This window comes from Sphingobacterium sp. UBA1498 (assembly GCF_002325125.1).
Taxonomy (GTDB): Bacteria; Bacteroidota; Bacteroidia; order Sphingobacteriales; family Sphingobacteriaceae; genus Sphingobacterium.
The window spans coordinates 122,318-144,870 of the sequence record NZ_DCRG01000019.1; the positions used below are offsets into that span (position 1 = coordinate 122,318).

General features: G+C 41.2%; 11 protein-coding genes. All 11 read right to left on the bottom strand.

The window, feature by feature from the left end; translation table 11 throughout:
• Positions 1–31: 31 nt before the first annotated feature.
• The 11 genes from B3139_RS10950 to B3139_RS11000 all read right to left on the bottom strand — a co-directional run bounded on the left by B3139_RS10950 (position 32) and on the right by B3139_RS11000 (position 22,499).
• On the bottom strand, positions 32–2,560 hold the full coding sequence (locus tag B3139_RS10950; RefSeq protein WP_293882888.1) for an alpha-L-arabinofuranosidase C-terminal domain-containing protein: 2,529 nt from the start codon (positions 2,558–2,560) through the stop codon (positions 32–34).
• A gap of 196 nt (positions 2,561–2,756) precedes the next feature.
• Complete coding sequence (locus B3139_RS10955; RefSeq protein ID WP_293882890.1) at positions 2,757–4,592, bottom strand: RagB/SusD family nutrient uptake outer membrane protein; 1,836 nt, start codon at positions 4,590–4,592, stop codon at positions 2,757–2,759.
• A 14-nt stretch (positions 4,593–4,606) separates the two neighbouring features.
• Positions 4,607–7,792, bottom strand: coding sequence for a SusC/RagA family TonB-linked outer membrane protein (locus tag B3139_RS10960; RefSeq protein ID WP_293882892.1), 3,186 nt, complete (start codon positions 7,790–7,792; stop codon positions 4,607–4,609).
• Positions 7,793–7,806: 14 nt separating this feature from the next.
• Positions 7,807–9,276 (bottom strand): fasciclin domain-containing protein, encoded by a 1,470-nt coding sequence (locus B3139_RS10965; RefSeq protein WP_293882895.1) that lies wholly within the window; start codon positions 9,274–9,276, stop codon positions 7,807–7,809.
• Between the two features lie 11 nt (positions 9,277–9,287).
• Positions 9,288–11,096 carry a fasciclin domain-containing protein gene (locus B3139_RS10970; protein WP_293882898.1) on the bottom strand — a complete coding sequence of 603 codons (1,809 nt, stop codon included), beginning with the start codon at positions 11,094–11,096 and terminating at the stop codon, positions 9,288–9,290.
• Positions 11,097–11,099: 3 nt separating this feature from the next.
• Positions 11,100–12,557: a RagB/SusD family nutrient uptake outer membrane protein gene (locus B3139_RS10975; RefSeq protein WP_293882901.1), complete on the bottom strand. Its 1,458-nt coding sequence runs from the start codon at positions 12,555–12,557 to the stop codon at positions 11,100–11,102.
• A gap of 9 nt (positions 12,558–12,566) precedes the next feature.
• A complete protein-coding gene (locus B3139_RS10980) occupies positions 12,567–15,827 on the bottom strand; it encodes a SusC/RagA family TonB-linked outer membrane protein (RefSeq protein ID WP_293882904.1) in 3,261 nt (1,086 codons plus the stop codon).
• Positions 15,828–15,840: 13 nt separating this feature from the next.
• Positions 15,841–18,054, bottom strand: coding sequence for a fasciclin domain-containing protein (locus tag B3139_RS10985; protein WP_293882907.1), 2,214 nt, complete (start codon positions 18,052–18,054; stop codon positions 15,841–15,843).
• Between the two features lie 242 nt (positions 18,055–18,296).
• Complete coding sequence (locus B3139_RS10990; RefSeq protein WP_293882910.1) at positions 18,297–19,601, bottom strand: rhamnogalacturonan acetylesterase; 1,305 nt, start codon at positions 19,599–19,601, stop codon at positions 18,297–18,299.
• Between the two features lie 239 nt (positions 19,602–19,840).
• Positions 19,841–21,211: an FGGY-family carbohydrate kinase gene (locus B3139_RS10995; RefSeq protein WP_293882938.1), complete on the bottom strand. Its 1,371-nt coding sequence runs from the start codon at positions 21,209–21,211 to the stop codon at positions 19,841–19,843.
• Positions 21,212–21,224: 13 nt separating this feature from the next.
• Entirely contained in the window at positions 21,225–22,499 is a 1,275-nt protein-coding gene (locus B3139_RS11000; RefSeq protein WP_293882914.1) for a TIM barrel protein, read from the bottom strand.
• Between the last annotated feature and the right edge of the window lie 54 nt (positions 22,500–22,553).

A 22,553-nucleotide genomic window follows, 5' to 3' on the forward strand; every position in this document is an offset into this window, starting at 1 on the left:
CAACTAGTGGTTTCATAGGAGTTGAATTGGGCTATTTTGCACGCGATGGAATTCGAATGATGGTTAACGAATAAGGTGGCAATTGCTGGTTTTTAAGCTTTTCCACTGGCACGCTCTTTTGTTCGGGCTTCGCTGTTGTACTCTTCAACTCTCCTGTGAGCTGCGCGACAACAGCAGGCTCAGTTTTTAGGTTGAATTTATCTAGTTCCAATTCCATGTTGACGGCAACAGGCAAAACATTGACCATTTTTATAATGATTGATTGATCTTTAGGATCCTTAACAATAGAAAATGCCACGCGCTTCTGTACCTCAACGGCAGCATTAGAATAGCTGGCTTCCACAGGAACATATTCCGTTCCATTATTACGACCGAATAATTGCTGTACATAATAGGATGGCGTTAAATTCACATCGGTATTGTTGAAATAAATAAGATCGGGGCGCCATTGTGTATAGCTATCTTTGGCTAACAGCGGTGCATAGGAAGCCATCTTAACGATATCACCATTTCTTTCCAATGCAGTGAGATATGCGGCTTCGGCTAATGCCACTTCCAAGGTACTTGCACGTCCTTCGATATGAGCGGCATATTCGCCCAAATAAACCTGCGCTTTATTCCGATCGTATTTATCGTAGAAATCTTGATTATGAATAAACCATCCGGGTGTCTGGTAATAGTGTTCGTCCATAATAGGTACGTTTAATTTATCGGCGATTTTCCAGCCCTCAACATAGTCGGTTCCCTCAAAAAATGGCCCCGCCGTTCCAATAACCTGTATATCGGGATATTTTTCACGGATAGCATTGTAAATCATCGTAAAACGCTCCTCAAAAACATTCGATATTAAATCTTCGTTACCCACGCCAATATATTTGAGATGAAATGGTTCTGGATGTCCAGCTGCTGCACGTACCTTTCCCCAGGTGCTATTTTTATCCCCATTGGCCCATTCAATCAGATTGAGCACTTCCTGGATATAGTCATCCATATCTTCCATTGGAATACCACATTGTTGCCCGCCCAATGGATGACCGTGAGCGCCCGAATTTTGACAGGGTACCCCAGCCGCCACTACCGGGACAGCATAGGCACCTATATCTTCACAAAATTGAAAATACTCATAATATCCTAAACCAACAGTTTGGTGATATCCCCACATATTGCGTTGTGGCACACGGCTTTCTAAAGGTCCTACAGTATTGGACCAATGGTAGATATTTTCGATACCATCGCCATGTGCTAAACAGCCTCCCGGAAAACGAACAAAACGTGGATTCAAAGCTGCAATAGCCTCGGCTAAATCTTTACGTAATCCATTTTTGCGTCCTTTGAAGGTGTTTTGAGGGAATAAGGAAATCAGGTCCAAATCCAATTGTTGTCGATCTGTAAATACAAATTCCAATACGGCATCCTTACAGGTCGCATTGGCTGTCAATACCAATTGATATTTTTTCCAGTTTTTGCTGTCAACAACAAGGGATTTTTCATCAAGGATCTTTCCATCTTGTGTACTTATCCGGATTTTTAGTTGACGCCCTTTACCCGCAGTGCCCCGTCCAAAAAATGAAAGATCATAGCGTTCGTTTTTATGCAGAGCAATCCCATCGTAGCCTATATTTCTTAGTATACCCGCGCCTTGTAACCTCGCATAATGCTTATTATTGGGATGAATGGGATTGATACTGTCGATATGAAATTGTCCCGATCCATCCATACTCCAAGCTGTTTTCTCGTTCCAATTTTTGTCATGCCCTTGTTTATCGCTCAATTTATATTCAAAATCTCTATTTTGAATCAATTCCGCATAGAGACCTCCGTCTGCTGCATAATTAATATCTTCAAAAAATACACCTACCAACATATCGCTGATGGACTTGCTTTGTCCGATCTTTGGGGTTAACTTAACATCCAAGGGTTTTAAGCCTGCAAAGCGTACATCATCGTCAACACTTCGTTCGGACCATTGCTTTTGCTTAAGCAGAGCAAGATCATAGTGTTTAATCAATTCTTTAATTATAGACCATGTAACTTTCAGCTTCGTTCCACGTAAACTTTCGCCATTAATGGAAATAATCTCACGGTCCAACAAACTGTTTTTTACAAGCGAAACCATTGATTTATCCAAATCATTTAATTCGACATAATAGTCTTGCCTGCCCCAATTAAAAAAATCAGTTGTAAAAGTATAGGCATATGGCCCATTATTTTCAGGACTTAATTGCCACGCACAGGACCACCCCCCGCCATTTCGAGGAAACAACACCGGATTTATCATCCGTTTTTCTGATCCCCAACGTCCATAATCTGATTTTACAAATGCGAGTTCTGTTCCAATAGCGTCCCATTGTTTCCCGTCCAAACTCCAGGCATATAATAACCCTTCTCTACCAGCATTCTTATCTTTTGCATAAGCAAAGAGATAGGCTGAATCCGGTTCAGAAATCGTGCTGCTATAGGCATATGCGGGCGTAATGAAAATCCAAAACAGACAAAAAAAGCAAATTGCTTGTGCAAGAAAAAAATAGCAGGCTCTTAATGTGAAAATAGCTCGTTCCATTGGTTATAATTAATCAGAAATAATTATAAATGTAAATATTACATTTATAAAACACAAATCGAATGGTCAAATGATCGATCTGTCATTGACATGTTACGATGATATCGGCTTCTCGCAATCCGCAAAAAATAAAGAAAAAGGCCTGCACAAAGCAGACCCTTAACGTTTAAATCAATAATCCAAATCTATGCCGGGCTTACCGCAATTTAAATGGCAAATACCAATTATTCATATCCATCAGCTTGCTGCGTACTGCTCCAGCTTTCGGGTTATTTGCTTTCAGCAATTTCTCATAGACTTTATCGGCTAGGAAAGCTGGATCATGACGGCGTTTTGCTATACGCATCAGATCGGACCAACGTTCGCCTTCGAAGGCTAACTCAAGAGCAGATTCTTCGATAATCTTATCTTCCAGATCAGCTTGCGGCACATTAAAAGCGGTCATCACGCTTCCGTAACCACTTACTGTACCTGGCCCATATTCAATGCCTGCGAATTGCCAACGCGGCATGGTAGCCCGTCCACGGATTCCCGAATTCCGATACCACACCCCACGTACGATACTCGCATTGTCGCGTGCATCAAAATAATAGGGCGAGGATTCGGCAAAAGTGGTCCTATTCGTCCCAAATCCTTCATGGGTTATCTCCGACTCCAATTCAAAAAAATTGCCAGGTATAATACCACCGTCTTTCGTAAAAGCGCCATAATAGAAGGTACTGATTAGCCCCCAGTTTGCCAATGCATAGGCCAAACGGCCCTGACCATCACGATTAGCAGCTTCTGCAAAGCGAAGATGCGCCCCTGCGGCTCGATTGATATTCCAACGACCGCCCTTATTCAGCAAGCCCAATACATCTCCTGAATTGTCAGTAAATTTTGTAATCACAGGATCACCATTTGCAACAACTTCATAAGATAGCTTACTCCGGGGATCCCAGGGAATACCCGCATTATTGGTCTGTGAATTCCATAAATCGATCACCTTTTGGGAGGGCTTAAGCGCATATTTTCCTGACTTAGCAAATAGCTCTATAAAAGGATTTCCAGGAGCAAAAGAGTTATGGTATGGAATAGACCAGTTCCATTCGGAATTCCATTCCCGTACCGTGTTCGATAGCGCAAACATACTTCGCCACCCGGCTGTTAGGGAATTGACCAAAGATGAACCCTCCTGGGCTCTTGCAAAACTCACATTAAAGTAGCTCCAGCCAATACGGTTGAAGTTGAATAGGTAATCAATATTGCTGTTATTGTCTTCAGCAGAGAGTAATCTCTTGTAACTCCTTGCCGCTTCATAATAGTTTCCTTTCCAAAGATAGAGTTCGCCGAGGACATGAGCCTTACTGATGAACACCTTCTGTGTGCTCGCGCCATCTGTCGTAAAAACCAATGTGCTGCCTGTCGGATAGGCATAAGGGTCTTGATATGGCAAATCTTTTGTGTCATTGATCAGAGAATCGACCAAATGATCAAAAGTTGTTTTCGGATAGTTCTCCAAACTTTTAATCTCGTCAACACTTTCTATTGTATTTTTGATATAGGGAACATCTCCAAAGTGGATCCCTAATTGTAAATACAACCATGCACGCAGCATCGCGAGGTCAGAATAACGCTGATTAAATTCGGTATTGCTCAGCTTACCCTGCCGCTCCATCACCTTGAAGTTCTTCAAGGCATCATTGCAATTGAAGATAATTTTATAAAAAGCAGATGGATCGGCATAAGGATTATCTTCCGCTACTTCATGATTGGAAACTTGCTGCAAATAGGGATTTGCATTTTGTGTTACATCTATGAGATCGGCCCTTAATTCGTTCAGGACAATATAACGTTCACCTAGCCCAGCTACTTGTCCATAAATCCCGAGCACCACCGCATCAGCATCGGCAAGCGTATTGTACATTTTTGAACTGTCCAATTTATCTTCGGGAGAGAAATCCAATGCTTTCTTACAAGATGTAAAAGAAAGGCTACAGGCCAATATGGCCCAAAGCGAATATTTCGAATATTTTCTGTATGTGATAAACATAGTATATTAAATTTTTATAGACCGATTCTCAATCCCAGCTGCACAGAGCGAACGATGGGTTCCAGCGTCACATCAACCCCTTGATGAAACACATCAGCAGACTGCGCGAATTCAGGATCATAACCCAAATATTTACTTAAAGTCAACACGTTATTGGCAGTACCATATAGACGGACGTATTTGATGATACGTTTATTGACTGGAATACCGTACTCAACGGAAAGTTGACGAAGCCGAACATATGAGCCGTCTTCTATCCATCGGTTTGAAAATCGACTATTTCCCATTGGATCGTTGAGCGCGACACGAGGTACATCGGTTTCCTGGCCCTCCGCCCGCCATCTATTTTGTAATAGTCCTGTCTGATTGTAAAATGTACTTCCCGACTCTAGTTGCGCCCGTGTATAGTTATAAATATCATTGCCTAAGCTGAACGTCACCAATGCACCGAATTTCCAGTTTTTATAGGTCAGGCTGTTATTCAATCCGCCCACCAGATCTGGATTAGGATCACCTAAGATCATTCGATCACGATCATCAATGATCTTATCACCGTTACGGTCGGTAAATCGAGCATCTCCTGCCTGGAAAGGTATTTTATTGCCTGTTGCATCTAAAATCGCCAGTCCGGAAGCGGCAGCTTCAGCACTGGTACGGTAAATACCGTTGAACTGGTACCCATAAAAGGCATTTGGTGCGCCGCCTTTCTCGCTCACAAAAGTTCCACCGGCATATTGTGTATAGGATGTTTCGGGAAGATCTGTGATCGTGCTTTTATAGTGACTTAGTGTCAATGATGCATCCCATTTGACCGGACCCGTCAGCATACGTCCAAATAACGTAAAATCAATACCGCGTGTACGCATTGCGCCATTATTATAGAGGTAGTAACTAATTCCAGACACAGTATTCCCCGAATTATAGGCTAGCATATCACTTGTCTTGTTTTGGTAGATATCTACGCCTAAATTGATGCGTTCATTCAACAACGAAAGATCTGTCCCAACATTTATTTTTTCAACTTTCTCCCATTTTAGATAAGGATTGGCTACACCATCGCGCACAAGCCCCTGGACACCTAAGAAGTTCTGGGAAATGTAATTCTGCCGCGCGTCATAATTGCCAATATCATCGTTGCCTGTAATTCCATAACTCGCCCGAAGTTTCCATAATGACACCGTACTATTTTCTTTCAAAAAATCCTCATTGGACAATAACCAGGCAGCTCCAACGGCCGGAAACACTGCATACACCTTATCTGCAAGCTTCAAGCCTCCTTTTGCTTTATCTCCAAAGCGGGAAGATCCATCCATTGATATGGATGCATTTAAGATATAGGTATTTTTCCAGCTAAAATTACCTAAAGCATAGGCCGTCATATTTGCCCATTTACCAATATGTCCGCCATAGACCCGGGATGCCGGTGTCGAATTACCAATACTGACCAGCTGATCGGTGGCCGAATTATAGCCTAATGCATAATCTTGTTCCGAATCATGCTTATGGTACCGGAATCCACCACTAGCTTCCAAACGGCCTTGAGTTCCCCAATCCTGATTGTATTGTAGACGCAAATCATTTGAAATTGAATAGTAACGAGCCACCTGCGCGCCCAGGCGACTGTAAACTTCCATATTATTTATCGTATCCTTCGCGACTCCTTTTTTAGGAATAAAGAAATCCTCTTGCGCTTTGTCATAGGTTACAGTAGACAAATTACTTAACTTAAAATTTGAATTGAACGCATAGTTGAACACCAAAGAGCCCAAAAATCGATATGCCTTTTTATTGTTAATCCCATTTTGTGTAAGTTGCATCGGATTAGAATAGCCGAAATAATCAGCTTCGGCATAATTCGGTGAGATGCTACCATCTGGAGCAATATCATGCTTATTTAGAAATGGAGACTTAATCAATGAAAGAAACAGCGGGTTGGTCTTCGGTGATAACCCCTGATCCTTCAAGTTTTGCTGCCCATAACCTATGGAGATATTCGTCTGAGCAGTAAATTTCCTGGTCAAGTTCATGTCGCCATTAAAACGTGCCGTGTAGCGACTTTGCTTTGTATTGTCTAAAACACCTTGTTCATTATTGTAACCTACTGACAAGGCATAGCGTGCAATGTTATCTCCGCCTGTCACGCGAAGAAAATAATTTTGGTCGACCGTATTATTAAGCACTTCTTTTTGCCAATCCGTTTCGTTATGATACTTTGCATATTCATCGAATTTTGGGTTATCATTATTGAAAGGCATATTGGCAATTTCCTCACCACTGTACGTACTCGTTGCCAACAAGTCATTCAAATAACTTCGATAGGCATAAGATTTCATGACAGGAATAGTTTTCGGACGGAAATTATAGCTTGTTGTTGCCTGCAAATCAATCTGTGTGGCCAACTCTTTTGAATGGTTGGTGTTAATGACCACGACTCCATTGGAGGATCTGGCGCCATAAATATTAGCGGAGACTGCGTCCTTCAACACCGTGACATCTTGAATATCACGCACGTCAATATGCTGCAAGGCATTATTGAGATGTCCTGTGGTTATAGAAGGACTCAAATGTTCCGCATGATATACAATACCATCAACAATATACAAGGGCTGATTATTGGAATATAATGATTGCAGCCCTCTAATATGGAGATTTCCACCAATTGATGGTGTTCCTGAATGTCGCGTTACTTGCACTCCGGCCAGCTTACCCTGCAGGTAGCTATTGACCGTCTCAGAATTCTGTTCCCAGGCATTGAGTTCCAATTTATCGACTGCGCCAGTATTGTTTAAAACTCCATTATCACCAAATACTGTCTCTGTTTTTTTATAGAAAGAACGGTACCCCTCAGGGTATAATACCACCTTCATGGTTCCATCTAGCAGCACTGGTACCTGTTTGGCGATATATCCATCCAACGAGACTTCAACGATTGCATTGGAAACCGGTAGTTCCAAACGGAAATTCCCTTTACTATCTGTCAATTTCGCTACGCTAATACCATAAGTGATACGGGCACCTGCAATAGGTTTATTGGTTTGGCTGTCATAAACCGTACCTTTAACAGAATAAGCAGCGGTACCCTGACCTTGTGGTTGTATATTGCGGGCGGCAGTATCTTGTTGCGCCCAAGTGCTGTGCGCTCCCAACGTGGAAATAAACAAGATAATACCCAATTTATAATATATTTTGATCGAACTCATTTCGTTTTGCTTTGTTATTGAATAATCGGGACGAATCGGAGATATTCTAAAATAATAGGGCCAGTACCATTGCTCATCACAAGCAAAGGCAGATTCCCATATTGGTCTTGCGTCACCACACCTAAATAAACTTCTCCGTGATTAAGCGGCTGTACATCAAATGTCATTCGCGTATCGTTTGCTCCCAAGTTATTGACGACTGAGCGTTTGTATACATCGGCCTCATTAACCGAGATAAGTTTTGGATCAAAAAAGTAGACATATTGGATAAACGCTGCTGTTTGCGGATCACCAGCCAATCCCATAATTGCTCGTCCGTATACTTTATATTTAGCTACATTCATACCTGTAGCGCGATACTTTACATAAAAGGAAGTTACTTTATGATCATACACCTCAATATCATTGTAAAGGTTTCCCTCATTATCACGTTTGTCCCTGAAAAATGTATTTGAGCGCTTATCAGCTTGCTTGTAACCGATCGGCCTAGTCCCCAATACTTTGATCTCTTTGATCTGATCCGCTAGTGCAAACTCGAGTCGCTTCACACGATAAACGACCCCATTACTGGCCTTTGTCCTCGAGATGATATGGGCAGGATCAAGGCTAAATTTTGTTCCAGCTATCGAAATAAGATTATTTGTCAATTGATCCATCCCCAACTCTCCCTCTACAATAAAATCGCGTAATAGTGCCTTTTTGGCAAAGAAAGCCGTGGTACTGTCGGGGCGGTGTGTATTCCCCTCCTCATAAGCTGTCGCATAGAATAGTCTTAGCTTGGCATACTCGGTCTCAAAATTTTCATCGTCCACTACGAAATAGGTATGTTTTCTATTTTCAGTCGTCATATTGCGACGTACCTCCGTGTACCAGACCGGACTGTACCTATAATATAGGATATCACCTTCGGTAGACACTGTATCAAAGGAATTCAAGGCCTCAATTTGTTTGGTGTCTGCAAAAAAAGTGTGTACAAGATTAAAAATATTCTGAAGAGGTTTTAAGGGACGACCTACCACATGGTATAGTCCATTGCTCGCCACTAGATTGCTCTGGAGCGGTTCGACACCGTCAAATGTACCATGTGTAAACTCCACATATTTATTTCGGAAGTTTAATGCCTTTACAGTATCGGCTCCTGAATGCACATTATAAACCGAATTGATAATATGGTAGCCAACAAAACTCTTGATCACCGCTGTATCAGAAAAATTGTATTGATCCTGTATTGCTGCAATTGCTTCATTCGTCGGCACAATCAAGGTGTAATTTTTCGATGCTTTCAACGATTCACCGTAACCTGATTTGTTGAGTAGGTTCATAAAAGTTGAAAACTCAGGATGGTGTGCAACAATTTCATACAAGTTTCTTTGCGCATCGGCATCTTTTCCACCAAAATGATTCTCCCAATTTTTGGAACAAGAAGTCAGTAAAAATAAAGCCAATAAGGCTAGATAAATTTTGTAAATTATAGCTTTAATCATGGTGTATCTTATTATTTTGGTCTATAAAAAAGCTCGCCTGTAAGCTGATGGAATCTCGGATAATTTTGCTCGAGATCATCAGCAGGGATAAATTGGATCATGTCCAGATAGACCGTATTATTAGCACATTTTTTATCTTTGATCGCTTCAAAACGGATGATATGTCGATCAGTAGTCTCCACATTGATAATACCAGCCAAACGCCCCACGTTCAAAGGAGCTTCGCCGCCAGATTTTGCTTTGAGTCCGCCGGTAATATTATTTGGATTAAAATCGCCTACAGTTGCCATGTAACGCTTATACCCTTGTGCCAGCATCAGATTATCCGCGTTTGCATTCGCGAGGTCGCTTACACCTGATGCGGTGAGACTTTGATTCAATATGATCGTATTGGGAAGGATCTGTTCATCCCCCTTTCCAGGATTGAATGTCGCCTGAATCTCAGGTGCATCCCCATGCTGGGCATAACAAATCCACACTTTATAGCGGCCTTTTACGAGATATGGCGTCTTAAATTCTATCCATTTTGCCCGCGCACTATTGTTTGCACATAGCGAAAGACTCAAAAGGTCACCATTTGCATAGGGACGCTTCGTTTCTAAAGCTTTGTAATAGTAATATCCGTTCGTACCAATGGTTGAAACCGTTAAACTATTAAAGGCAAAAGAATTGGCTATCGTTGCACCATTGGCTACCAATGCCTTATTGCTATTCAAATAGGTACTTCCCAATGCATTTGTTAACTCTGGAGAAGTGGCAATATCAAAATAAACAGGCACCTGTTGACGAACTTTGATCTTAAAGGTTTGTTTTGCTTCATGCAGGACGCCATTGGACGCCAGCACATCACTCTGTACCCTGTTGATTTCGGCGCCGGCTTCATGAACGCCATTAAATACATCGTCATTCAATAAAATTTGCGCACCTACTAATTTTGTCGAGATAATTTCTTTTGGAGCCAAAGTATAAATTGTATTTGCAGCAACGATATCTTCCAAAAACTTGATGTCGTTGCTTAAATGATAGGCTACATATAGCCACAAACTATCTTTATGGTTTTTCACATCACCAGTTTGCGAATAAGCCGATTTCATTTCCGCATAGCTTGTGATCCCTTGTAACCGCAGAACAGAGTCCGACTCCACAATTGCGGTCTGAAAACGCTTTCCATCCGCCACAGATTCTCCTCGTTGATAAGATAACGTATCATAAAAACCCGTCTCTTTTAAAGCCTCGGCGAAAATGGAATAACGGGGATTTGTTCCTATCAATTCAGCAAGGCTCTGTGCTGGTGGAACTAATACCTTATCAATGGAGTGGATGATACCGTTACCACAGCTAATATTGGATCTGATAATTCTGGCCGATTTATTAATTCGATAGACTCCATTTTGCACATCTGTGTATAAAAATTCACCCAGTAAACTTGCTGTTTTTATTTTACCATCGGTAAACCGCGTACTGCCTACCGTATCTCGAACCACATGGTATTTGACAAAATCCAATAGCTGCTCATCGGTAAAATCACTCAATGCTGCTTTTCCATTCGCCTTGATCCAAGTGTTGATACTTTCATTATTGGGCGCAAAAAGTGTGTAAGTACCGTAGGCGCCAAGATAACCAGCTGTTTTCGAACGGTATAATATTTCGGTCAATAAGGAAAAATCAGTTTCATTTGCCTCCAAATAGCCCGTAATATTAACTTCATCTGAGGTAGAAATTCGATATTTTTCTTTTTGACAGGCAAATGTAACCGCTATAACCAAGACAAACCATGTCCCGATCAGCCAATACTGTTTTCTAAAATTTCTTTTCATCATGATCTATTTTAGGTAAAATGGGTTTTGCTTCAACCGTGGATCTTTGAAGAGTTCGGTCTCTAGGATGGGAAGATAATGGCTATCTACATCGCGTACTTTATTAATAGCAGATTGACGAACGTTAGCATCAACAACTTTAGTCACCAGATCCACGAGCACATTGATATTGGCGTAATTATCCTTTTTGGCCAGGCGTAAAAGGTCAAACCAACGTTTACCTTCGAATGTCAGTTCCCGAGCACGTTCAGCAAAGACAAACAAAATAATTCCGTCCAAATCGGTCGCTTCGATATTCGGATTCGTAGCTTGTAGGGCTTTACGTTTAGTTCGCAAATCCTCAATAAGTGTCAATGCTTCTACACCGCGACCCAATTCAGCCAATGCTTCAGCGCGCATCAACATGACATCGGATATCCGATAGAGTTGAAAATTATAGTAACTAGGTGATTCTGTACCGTATTTTCGCATATCTCCTGATACTCCATATAGAATCCCTTCACCACGGCTGTCAGACAAATCGATATCAACGGTCTCATTTGCCGGAAAAATTTCGTTATTCAGGATATCGACATTGGCGGTATAGGGGCGGCGCGCAATCGCACCAAGATTATACAGAAGATTTTCTTTCGAGTTTTTATGACTCAGCTCCAAGATGGTTTCCATCGTACCTCCATCAAAGAGCTCGGGAAGAGCAGCTCCAATTAAATTGTATCGACCGGTTTCCAAAATTTTTGACGTTTGTTCTTCAACTTTATCGTATTTCTCCATCCATAGATAGAGATCAGCCAACATTGCCCGTACAGCCGGCCTGGTCACCCGGCCCGCATTTGTTGCATTATAAACGGTACTGCTTACATGGTATTCGGGGACCCAGTCTAATGCCTGCAAGAGATCTTTCTCGATTTGTTTGAGTACCTCATCTGCACTGGATTGTCCTACAGAAACAACATCTGTATCTTTTGCCGTGCCTTTTAGTTTTAATGGGATATCCCGGAAAGTACGTACTAAATAGAAATACAAAAAACTGCGAACAGCCAATGCTTCTCCCAAGTCGGTATTGTATTCGGCATCTGAAAAAGTAGGATCTGCCTGTTTTGCCTGACCTGCGTAATCGATCAAAAGATTACAATTGTTTATCGCCGTATAGACAGCACTCCAATCTGCAATCACATTGGTGCTTAAAATATTATAATTTTTTACTAAACGGTTGTCATCGCTTGCATAAGTCGTCAAGGCTACCAGATCGGCACGCAGTTCGCCCCAAGTAAACAACTGCTGTTCCACAGCACCCGAATTAAGGGAAGAATAAATCCCAATTAAGGCGGCATGGACATCTTCCTTTGTTTTCCAAAATTCTGCCCTGGTGATTCCATCCTGCGGCTGTAAATCCAGCCATTTATTACAAGAATTGAGTAAAATGCTACCTGCAGCAATTAAACTCCATAAGATTGTTGCTTTCATAACCTTGTTTTAAAAACGTGCTGTAATGCCTAGTGTAATTGTTTTTAATGGTGGTGTCATTGAATTATCCATTAAGACAGTGAATGCATCCTTTAACTTTACGGCCACATCAGGATCTTGACCGGTATACTTCGTTAACGTAAAAATATTTTCTACTGTCACATAAGCTCCCAGCCCCTCGATATGAAACCGTTGTAAGAATTCTTTCGCAAAATCATATTTCAGAGTGACTGTGCGAAGCCGTAAAAATGAGGCGTCTTCGACATATCGGCTTGATCCTAAAGAATTATATCCAGTGCCAAACAAAGCTCGCGGAATATCGGTTACGTCACCCTCTTTACGCCATCTGCGCAATACAGCTGTACTTTGGTTGTTATACCCAAGCATATCTGTCGTATTCATTTTAGTTCCATTAATAATTTGAGACCCTTGTCGATAGTTAAAAAAAGCGCTTAATTTCAATCGTTTATTATATCCCACATTAAATCCAAATCCGCCCGTAAGCTTCGGATTGCTATTGCCCAAATAGACAATATCCTTTTGGTCAATTACACCATCATGGTTGATGTCTTCATACATAGCATCTCCTGCCTGGAATACATAATCGACCGTAGGGTAATTAAAACGCATATAAATTGTCTCTCCATCGGGACTCGAAATGGCATTCCCTTGTGCATCTTTTGCAATGGTTGCGTCTTGATCCTTGTAAACGCCCAAATAGCGGAAGCCATAGAAAGATCCATACGGATTATTCTCCTGGAAATAGGTGAAAAACGCTTTATTCCTTAATGATGATTTGGCATTTTCGCGGGGATAAAGCGGTGATATCTCCCGGATCACATTCTGATTATGTGCTATATTAAAAGTAAAACTCACATCCCACTTTTTACTACGAATGGGCACCACGGTGAGATTTGCCTCCCAACCGTCATTGTCCATCGTCCCTACATTCATTGACAACCCACTGTACCCAGTGTAGGTCGGAATCTGGATATTGTCCATCATCAGATCTGTGGTTCTATTTTTATAAATCTCCCCGCCAAACATCAAACGGTAGTCGAACAGCTCTACATCCATACCCAAATTCTGCTGTGTCACGGTTTCCCATTTCAAATCCGACAATTCTATATTTTTCGAATAGACCCCGTTCTCATTCAAATAGGCATAGTCATTGGTGCTGTATACATTGATATAAGTATAATCACGGCGAGGAGCATTGCCGCTGCGTCCCCAGCTCGCCCTTAGCTTGATATCTTTGATGGCTTTAACATCTTTCAAGAAATTTTCCCTTCCGATCTGCCAAGCGGCCGAGAATGCAGGAAATAGTCCATACCGATTATCAGGGCCAAATTTTGAGTTGCCATCACCACGCAGACTTGCGGCGAAAACATATTTCTTGTTGAGCATATAGTTCGCCTGCATCAAAGCTCCGACTGAACGCGATTGCGACGAAACTGATTGGGCATATCCTGTCAGAGTCCGCGACGGTACACTTGGATCCTGCAGATAAGACGATGCCGTATTTGTCGAGCTAAGTCCTTGTATTGTATAGCGATAATCTGAAGTCAGGAAAGATAGATTGGCCGTGAGCTGGTGGTTTTCACCTAGTACGGGCGTAAATAGAAGTCGGGTATTTGTGCTGAGTGAAAATTCGTCCAAATCCGAGTCCGATGCCCTATTCACCGTATTTTCTGTAAACGGCCGACCTGTTGCCAACTGAGGTAGAAAGAGTTTGGTCTTGTTGTTTTTAATATTCAAAGCTAGCGTACTCACAAAGCGTAAAGTATTCGGTATTAACTTATAATCCACATTAAACCGCGTTTGTAAGATATCTCCCAATTGTTTGGCGATCGAATTGTTAACCATGGATAGGGGATTATAGGTGCCAGGATAATAACCTTGGGCCGAGGTAGAGGGATTAAAAAGATTACCTGTTGGATTACCGTACTCATCATATTCCCAAATGGCTTGATTGGGCATTTTGCGATAGGCAATATCCCGCACATTGGAATGATATAGATTATCGTTGTCAACGTGACTATAAGAGACGTCCGCCTGAAAGCCGATTCGCTCAGAAACGACATAATCTAGATTGATCCGGGCAGATAGACGGTTTAAACCTGTAGCAATCGTTGTTCCTTCTTGATTAAAGTAACCTATTGAGGCCAAATAACGTGCCTTTTCGCCCCCCCCACGCACCTGGAGATTATGATCTTGAAAATAGCCCAATTGAGTAATGACATCTACCCAGTTGGAATTATTACTGTAGTTGTGATAGATATAGGTATTGTTTGGATCATACTGGAACTGCTGGGCATTGTCTGTCGTAGAAAAAACCTTACCTGCGTTGTAGAATTCTTCGGATAATAAGGTCGAGTACTGATCACCATTCAATAACGGAATCGATTCGGGTTGCTTTGAAACAGATCCTTTGAAGGTATATCCCAATGTTGGAGCGCTTACAGTACCGCGTTTAGTTGTAATAACCAATACTCCATTTGCTCCACGCGATCCCCAAACAGCAGTTGCGGCAGCATCTTTCAATACCGAGATATCCTGAATATCAGATGGGGCTATATTTAAAAGTTGCCCATACGCATTATCATCAGAGGTTGCGAAGTTAAAATCGTCTGGAATAGTTATGTCATAAGGCATTCCATCAACCACAATTAATGGATCTGTTGCTCCGTTTAAAGAAGATGTACCTCGGATGCGGATCTGCATCCCAGCTCCGGGATCTCCTGATACCGTTGTGATATCCACACCCGGCAGCCTTCCCTGCAAGGCTTGATCGACAGATACAGATTGCATTTCGGACAGCTCATCCATACTGATGGTTGAAATTGCAGCTGTATTTCGTTCTTTCGAAATCCCCATGCCAGTTCCGTCATTGACAGGTTTGGACTTCGAGATAACAACCTCATCAATCACATTATTTGTCGATTCCATCTGCACATTGATCGTTTTTCTATCCCCTACGGTGATAGTGCCTGAAGATTTATACCCCGTGTATGAAACCGCTAGTTTCAAGCCTTGCGTCCTAGCTCTAAGACTATAGTTACCCTCAACATCTGTAGTCGTTCCTACAATTGTGCGGTTATCATTATCTTTTAACACAACTGTTGCACCCACGATCGGCTGTTTAGTTCCTTTTTCCGTCACCTTACCGGTCAGCAGAACCCCATTTGTCTGCGCATATGTCTTTCGGCTACAGAAAAGCAACAACGCCATACAGCCTATTAATATTAAATTCGTTATCTGTTTCATCATCAATTCGTTTAGATTACAGGCCATGCTTTAAATACCCTTTGAGAGAATGAATCAATACGCGCTGCCCCAGCTGATTGCTTTGGTCGACATCAGCATCGATGGTACGGTTTAGATTATCGACCACCTGCAACTTATTTATTTGATTGACAGACACCTGCATGGACTGCGCGTCACCTTCAACATTTTTACAAAGCGACTGGAAGTACCCTGTTTTTTTACCGTCGATAGCAAATGAATTGCGTGTAATATGGTATTGAATAAATCGCGTTACTTTGTCAATGTCTGCTTGCGCCGTTGGGGCTATTGAACTTGGTAAATCACCATTTGCAACGGCACTGGCTATTGCTGCATTATTCGGGATTAACATGGTATAGTTTAACCCTAGTTCCACTCCTTTTATAACGCCATCCGTGGCAGAATACAGAGCATTTGCAGTTAGATATTTATAGAATGAATTAAATGGAGAGGCGGCTTGATCAGCTCCCAACTTTTTGAGAAAGAAGCCGATATTGGTATTAGAAGAAGTCAATCCTCCATTGAGATAGACTGCAACTCCATTTAATGGTCCTGAGAGTTGATTTCCTATATTAATGGAGTCCACAGGAATTTGCTGTGGTCCGGATTCGATATCCATTGTTCCGCTGGAGGACATCTTCATCTGTGAAAATTTCACATATTCGCCTGCATAACTTTCCAGGATTCCGTTTCCAGACAAATCAGGGATAGGATCATTTCCTAAGGGAATAATATGAGACATCAGCACCTCCCGCATTTCTGGAGTACCATTTCCACCATTAAACCGAATTGGATCTGAGGTATTATAAGAATCATAGTCAAACCCCATTTCATATAACTTCTTATCTGATACTAAGATCAGCATATAACGGATCGTTGGGATTTTCAGCGTTAGATTCATGCTCATACGCTCCAATGCGCGACGCATAAAACTATACTTAGGATCCAATAACACATTGCCATATACGGAATGGAAAACATTGGCGGCCTGACAGGCATCTGTACCGTAAAATGTCCCATTACTCAACATTTTCATTTCTTTGATATTTGCGGTTGTCACTTTAGAAAATTCACCGACAAAGTTTTGTGCTTGAGCAAATTGGGATGGCCAAACCTGTGTATTGTACAAATGAGAATTTACAAATTCCGTCAAGACAGTAGGATTGGTATAAAAAAGATCTTTTAATGTTGTTCCTTGAGGGTAATATTTTAATAATACACGTTTAGCATAATTACTAACCGCCTCATTGTTCGGCACTGTGATCGAAATATTATTGGTTTGTGCGTCGTTGGGATCTTCCTTCGCATAATTTTCATTGTTGACTGCCAAGCCAATTCCAGTATAACTCTTAACAAATACAGAATCTTTTTCGCCTGTTAGGACCTCATTTTTTCGCGTAATCTCTGCATTGTACGTATAGGTGCTGAAGAAATCTAGAATTGATTTAAAGGCTGAATAACTCTTATTGTCACGAAGGTACTGATCGATACTTTTGTCGGCGACCAAAACTTTATCGACGACATGGATATAGCCGTTCTCTGCAGAGATATTACTTCGTTTAGGATCAATTTGAGCAGCTCCGATATTCAATCCCGTGTAAACACTCGTTGGATAAAATGATTGGTAATCCATAGCTCCTAAACCACGTTGGCTCATGTAATCCTTAAAAAAATAACTAATATGTTTATTATTGTTGTCGGAAATGGCATAAGCTATATTAGGGCCACGATTTGTTGAGATAAACCGTCTAATTTTTCCGTTCCCTACATCTTCTTTCTCGACAAAGTCATAGTACACAGACCGGCGTCGGAAAGCAAAACCCTGTTGCCAGCCTTTTGCTGAAAAATAATCGTTCAACTTCTCCAGCCGCTCACCATCATAAATCATCGAAGAACGCACAATCTTCTCGGCCAGTTGTGCATCAATCTTTGATACATTACTAATACCATTTTCCTGCATAAACTGATCAAAAGCTTGATCTGTGGGAGCAAAAACCGTCCATGATCCTGCAGTTCCAAGTGTATTCTTATAACCTGACAATTCAATACAGCTCAAATACGTTTTAAAATCGCCCATCGAATCGAGCTGTTGGTAAATTGGGCTTGCAAGCCAATCTGGTCTTCCATAATAGGCGTCAAAGGCTTCTTTCCGACACGAAACTATCGTCGTCAATAGTGCAATCCAAAACAGGTTAAATTTGGATGATAACATAGCAAATGTATTAGGTCAGCAATTGGGTTAATAACGAATTACGGCAAATTCTAGATCAGAGAGCTCAAACAATAAGTTTTATGACGCGAAAGTTTGTCTTTTTGCGGTTCATAATTGGTGTAACAAATATATATCTAAAACAAATTTTTGCCAACCTGCTCTATCCTGCTTGGATACGTCATTCTGCCATTAAAAAAGCCGAACAAATATGTTGTTCGGCTTTAATACGATATTATAGAAACCTAATTGCCATCTGGCTTTATAACACTATTGATCAAACTTGGAGGCCAATACCAAGTCTTAAAATCATCGGGGTGGTATGGATCAAACCCGTTAAAATCTACCATATTACCGGAAATAACAAGCTTATTTTCTTTAATTCCCATTAATACCATTTTTGCAATCTCATAAGCACCATACGGGTTAAAATGGGTATTATCAGCCAATGCATTTTCCTGATTTGGGAAAGTAGAAGCGGGATAGTGAACAAATGCTTTCTTGGAACCTTCAACGCCCAATGCTTCATAAAATATACTGGTCTTGTTATTAAGGTCGATCAAAGGGACTTGAAGTTCTGCCGCAACTTTACGTGCAGCATCTGGAAAGTCTCCTAAAGTATGAACTAAATTTCCCTGTTGATCAAATAAACGTCGTGCTGTCGAAGTGAGAATAACGGGAATACCACCCTTTGCTCTAAATTCATTGACAAAATAACGCAATCGTTCACTGTAACCTTTATATGCTCCAGCAGCTTCTCCCTTTTGCTTTTGATCATTGTGCCCAAATTCGATAAATAGATAATCTCCCTTTTTGGCTACAGATAAAATTTTCTCCAATCTTCTTGAGGATAAAAACGAACTTAATGCTAACCCAGATTCGGCATGATTAGCAATAGCAACGCCTGCATCGAAAAAGCGGGGAATCATCTGTCCCCAAGAAGCCCATGGCTCATCTTCTTGATTCACGACCGTAGAATTTCCTGCTAAAAAGACCGTTGTGACATTGCTCATCGCTTCAATGCGAATAGCCGAAATACAATTCGTTTGCTGAAACTCCAAAGTCAACTTATCATCCCAGTCTAACTTTTGCTGCTCCCGGGGCTTCTTCAATTCCACCCTTCCGCCTGATGAGATCTTGGGATCTTTGAGATGTACGATGAACGTTTTCTGTACGCATTTATTTGGCACTACTTCCTGATTTTCTATTTGTAAGCGACGCGATTCTGACCGCACCGTGCTCTGGTAGGGTTTATCGCTTAAGCCATCGTAACTAATCGTAATTTTGTAATTCCCTTCAGGAACTTTCACAGAAAAGTAGAATGGTTTATCGCTAAAAAGATGTTTACTCTTTCGATCGATTCTTACATTTTTTTCTGTAAAAAATTCAAAGCCATACCCTTTGGCCTCCGTATACGGGAGGGCTTCCTTTAGCGCAACTACAGCCCGCTGTTTTTTAGTATCACCAAAGCTAAATTCCTTCACAATCTGTTCGGCGAACAAGCCCCGGCAGAACAGGACAAAAAAAACAACCGTTGCAACTTTCTTCATCTTTAAATTTTATAATTTGGAATCTCAAATTTAATTTTCCCAGTTCTTCCTGCTCGCCAACTGTTCAGGACTTTACTCCCCGTTTGGAATCCCTTTTTAATATTGTTAAAGTGGCGATAAACTCTTACTGGTTATTTGCTCATACGCTAGAAAATAAAAAGTAGGCCAGACAACAAAGTGCCTGACCTTTCACGATAACCAATAAAAAAAACTAGATTCTTATTTGCACAAACTACCTTTTATATATGCGTTTGCTGTTTGGCCCTAAAATAGCGCAACTCGATCATGTCATTTGGCATAGCCTGCGTATTCCAATGCTCATGAATGACCAAGGCAGCTCCTAGTGCCGTAGCCTGTGCCATTGACGCTCCAAAAACCTCACTATTTGGAAAAGCTTGGGCCAATAGCGTCATGTATATTATATTTTTACTAAATCCGCCATCAACGAATATGCGTTGAACACCGTTGTTCTGTAACACCAAAGAGGTTGCTTTGATCTGTGCTTTTACCAAATGCATCATAAAAACATGATAAGCTTCGGTATAATCATTAAAATGGCTCAAATCAATGGATGAAAAAGCCGACAGCTCATCCGATATATCTAACGCTTGATATTTTTCTATAATATTCCATTGCAGCCCAATTTGCTTGAACTTGCCCGTTGAAACCTGAAAGAAATTTGCAATACGTTTGACTTGTTCTTCATGTTCATAACCCGCAAATAGGCGTGATGCTTTAACTGGTTTACCGGTGTAAGTCATATATTGTAAGCAGTCTTCATTCAGCTCTTCTTTAGTCAACGGTTGTTCGTTAAATGGGTTGAATGAAATGCACCAGGTACCCGTTGAAATCAACACAAAAGGTTCATGAAAATTCAACAAGTATGGGATGAGAGCCGAAGAACTATCATGCAGCCCACTGCCTACAAGATAACCACTGCCAGGAAATGTTGCCCTGAACAATTGGTCACCCTGCACAATAGGTGCCATTTTTTGAATAATGCCTGTATCAAGCACCCATTGATGGTAATTATTTTGGTTAAAATCCCAAAGTGCGGTATGACAACCTATACTTGTCATATCAGAATATGCTTGGCCTGAAATCAAATAACTCAGGTATTGCGGAAGATGCAATGCCCATTTCACCTCCTTATATATTGCCGGCTTTAATTTAAATATACGATAGATCTGCAATCCAGAATTTAGACTTCCCAAACTCGGAGACGAGGTTTCCAACGCTAAGGTATCTTTGCCGCCATACTGTGCATAAAAAGAATCCAACAATTTCTTTGGATATTCTTTCAAATAGTTATATAATGGCGTTAAAGGCCGACCATCTTTATCAATATAGACGAAACTTGCGCCATAGGACGTAAAATTAATCGCTTTAATTTCAAACTCGCCTTTTCGAAATACCTCGTGCAAGGAATCGAAAACGGACAAACGTAAACTCTCCAGGTTTTCGCAACTATCACCATCTTCATCAGTAGTTTCTAAAAAACGGGCAGACCTTTCGAAAACAATCTGATACTGCTCATTAAAGAGAAATAACTTTTTGTTGGTCTTTCCAACGTCGAATATGGCGACTACTGGTATTGGTTTTCCCCTCATTCCTTTTCCCTCGTTACAAACCGGTAGCGACGGAATTCTTTCCGCGTTCTTCGATAAGTTTGGCCCGTAAATTTTCTTCATTAAATAATTGAACGGGATTCAGCGCCGCTCCACTTCTACGTCTTGCTTCTGCAACAAGCGGTCTGACATCGGTACGGAATGCATCCTGCAGGATTTCCTGTGCCTTCACGATATCGTTTGCTTGCTGCGCCTGTTTCAATGCCTTTCGATCGACCAACAATGCTTGAGCATAAGCAATCTTAATGGCCTCCACAGACTGTAAAAGGTCTACCAGTGGATCTTTCAGATTATGCGAGGCATCAATCATCCATCCCAATCCGCTGGCATGATCAATACCTTTCACATCCATACCATCGATCAGTTCATTAAAGATCAAGAAGAGTTGATATGGCTTGATACTACCTGCTGTCAGGTCATCATCTGCATACTTACTATCATTGAAATGGAATCCACCTAATTTGCCTTCCATCAACAATAAAGAGACAATTTGTTCAATGTTTGCATTTGGCAGATGGTGTCCCAAATCAACCAGTGTATATGCTTTGGGACCTAACTTATTGGCCAACAGCAGAGATTGCCCCCAATCGCCAATCGTCATGGAGTAGAAATGGGGTTCAAATGCTTTGTACTCAACAAAAAGTTTCCAGTCTTCGGGTAGATGTTTATATATTTCTTGTAGGCTTGATAAGGTATTTTGAAAAGCCTCTCTAAAATTCAATTGTCCTGGGAAAGATGATCCGTCAGCCAACCAAACTGTTAAGGCTTTAGAACCGACAGCTTTACCATAATTGATAACTTCGATGTTATGATCTACTGCTTGCTGACGAACGCTTGGATCGACATGATGTAATGAACCAAATTTATAACTATGCTCCTGACCTGATTGATCTTGAAACGTATTGGAGTTTACTGCGTCAAATCCGATTTCTAGGGAAGATGCCAATGCTTTAATTTTTTCTGCATCTGATGGAATATCCCAGGGAATATGCATCGAAATTGCTCCACTCGATTTGTTGAGCGCATGCAGCAAGCCAACATCCTCTAGCTTTTGCTCTAAAGTACCGGGTTCACCTGCGCCAGAAAAACGACCAAAACGCGTTCCACCTGTACCTAATGCCCAGCTTGGTATGGCAATTTGAAATTTTTGAAGTTTATTCAGCATTTCATCTAACTGTGGAATATCTGCCGACACGTAGTCAAATGCCCTTCTATGCTTATCTAATAATTGGTTATTGTGCTGATCTATAATTTTCTTATCCAGAATCATAATTTAATGGTTATTGTGTAAAAATGTGAGGTGTCGCGTCCATATTTCCCTTTC

What these genes read in the sequence shown, in the direction of transcription:
- B3139_RS10950 (WP_293882888.1), bottom strand. Translation starts at nt 2,560, where the DNA reads ATGGAACGAGCTATTTTCACATTAAGAGCCTGCTATTTTTTTCTTGCA.
- B3139_RS10955 (WP_293882890.1), bottom strand. Translation starts at nt 4,592, where the DNA reads ATGTTTATCACATACAGAAAATATTCGAAATATTCGCTTTGGGCCATA.
- B3139_RS10960 (WP_293882892.1), bottom strand. Translation starts at nt 7,792, where the DNA reads ATGAGTTCGATCAAAATATATTATAAATTGGGTATTATCTTGTTTATT.
- B3139_RS10965 (WP_293882895.1), bottom strand. Translation starts at nt 9,276, where the DNA reads ATGATTAAAGCTATAATTTACAAAATTTATCTAGCCTTATTGGCTTTA.
- B3139_RS10970 (WP_293882898.1), bottom strand. Translation starts at nt 11,096, where the DNA reads ATGATGAAAAGAAATTTTAGAAAACAGTATTGGCTGATCGGGACATGG.
- B3139_RS10975 (WP_293882901.1), bottom strand. Translation starts at nt 12,557, where the DNA reads ATGAAAGCAACAATCTTATGGAGTTTAATTGCTGCAGGTAGCATTTTA.
- B3139_RS10980 (WP_293882904.1), bottom strand. Translation starts at nt 15,827, where the DNA reads ATGATGAAACAGATAACGAATTTAATATTAATAGGCTGTATGGCGTTG.
- B3139_RS10985 (WP_293882907.1), bottom strand. Translation starts at nt 18,054, where the DNA reads ATGTTATCATCCAAATTTAACCTGTTTTGGATTGCACTATTGACGACG.
- B3139_RS10990 (WP_293882910.1), bottom strand. Translation starts at nt 19,601, where the DNA reads ATGAAGAAAGTTGCAACGGTTGTTTTTTTTGTCCTGTTCTGCCGGGGC.
- B3139_RS10995 (WP_293882938.1), bottom strand. Translation starts at nt 21,211, where the DNA reads ATGAGGGGAAAACCAATACCAGTAGTCGCCATATTCGACGTTGGAAAG.
- B3139_RS11000 (WP_293882914.1), bottom strand. Translation starts at nt 22,499, where the DNA reads ATGATTCTGGATAAGAAAATTATAGATCAGCACAATAACCAATTATTA.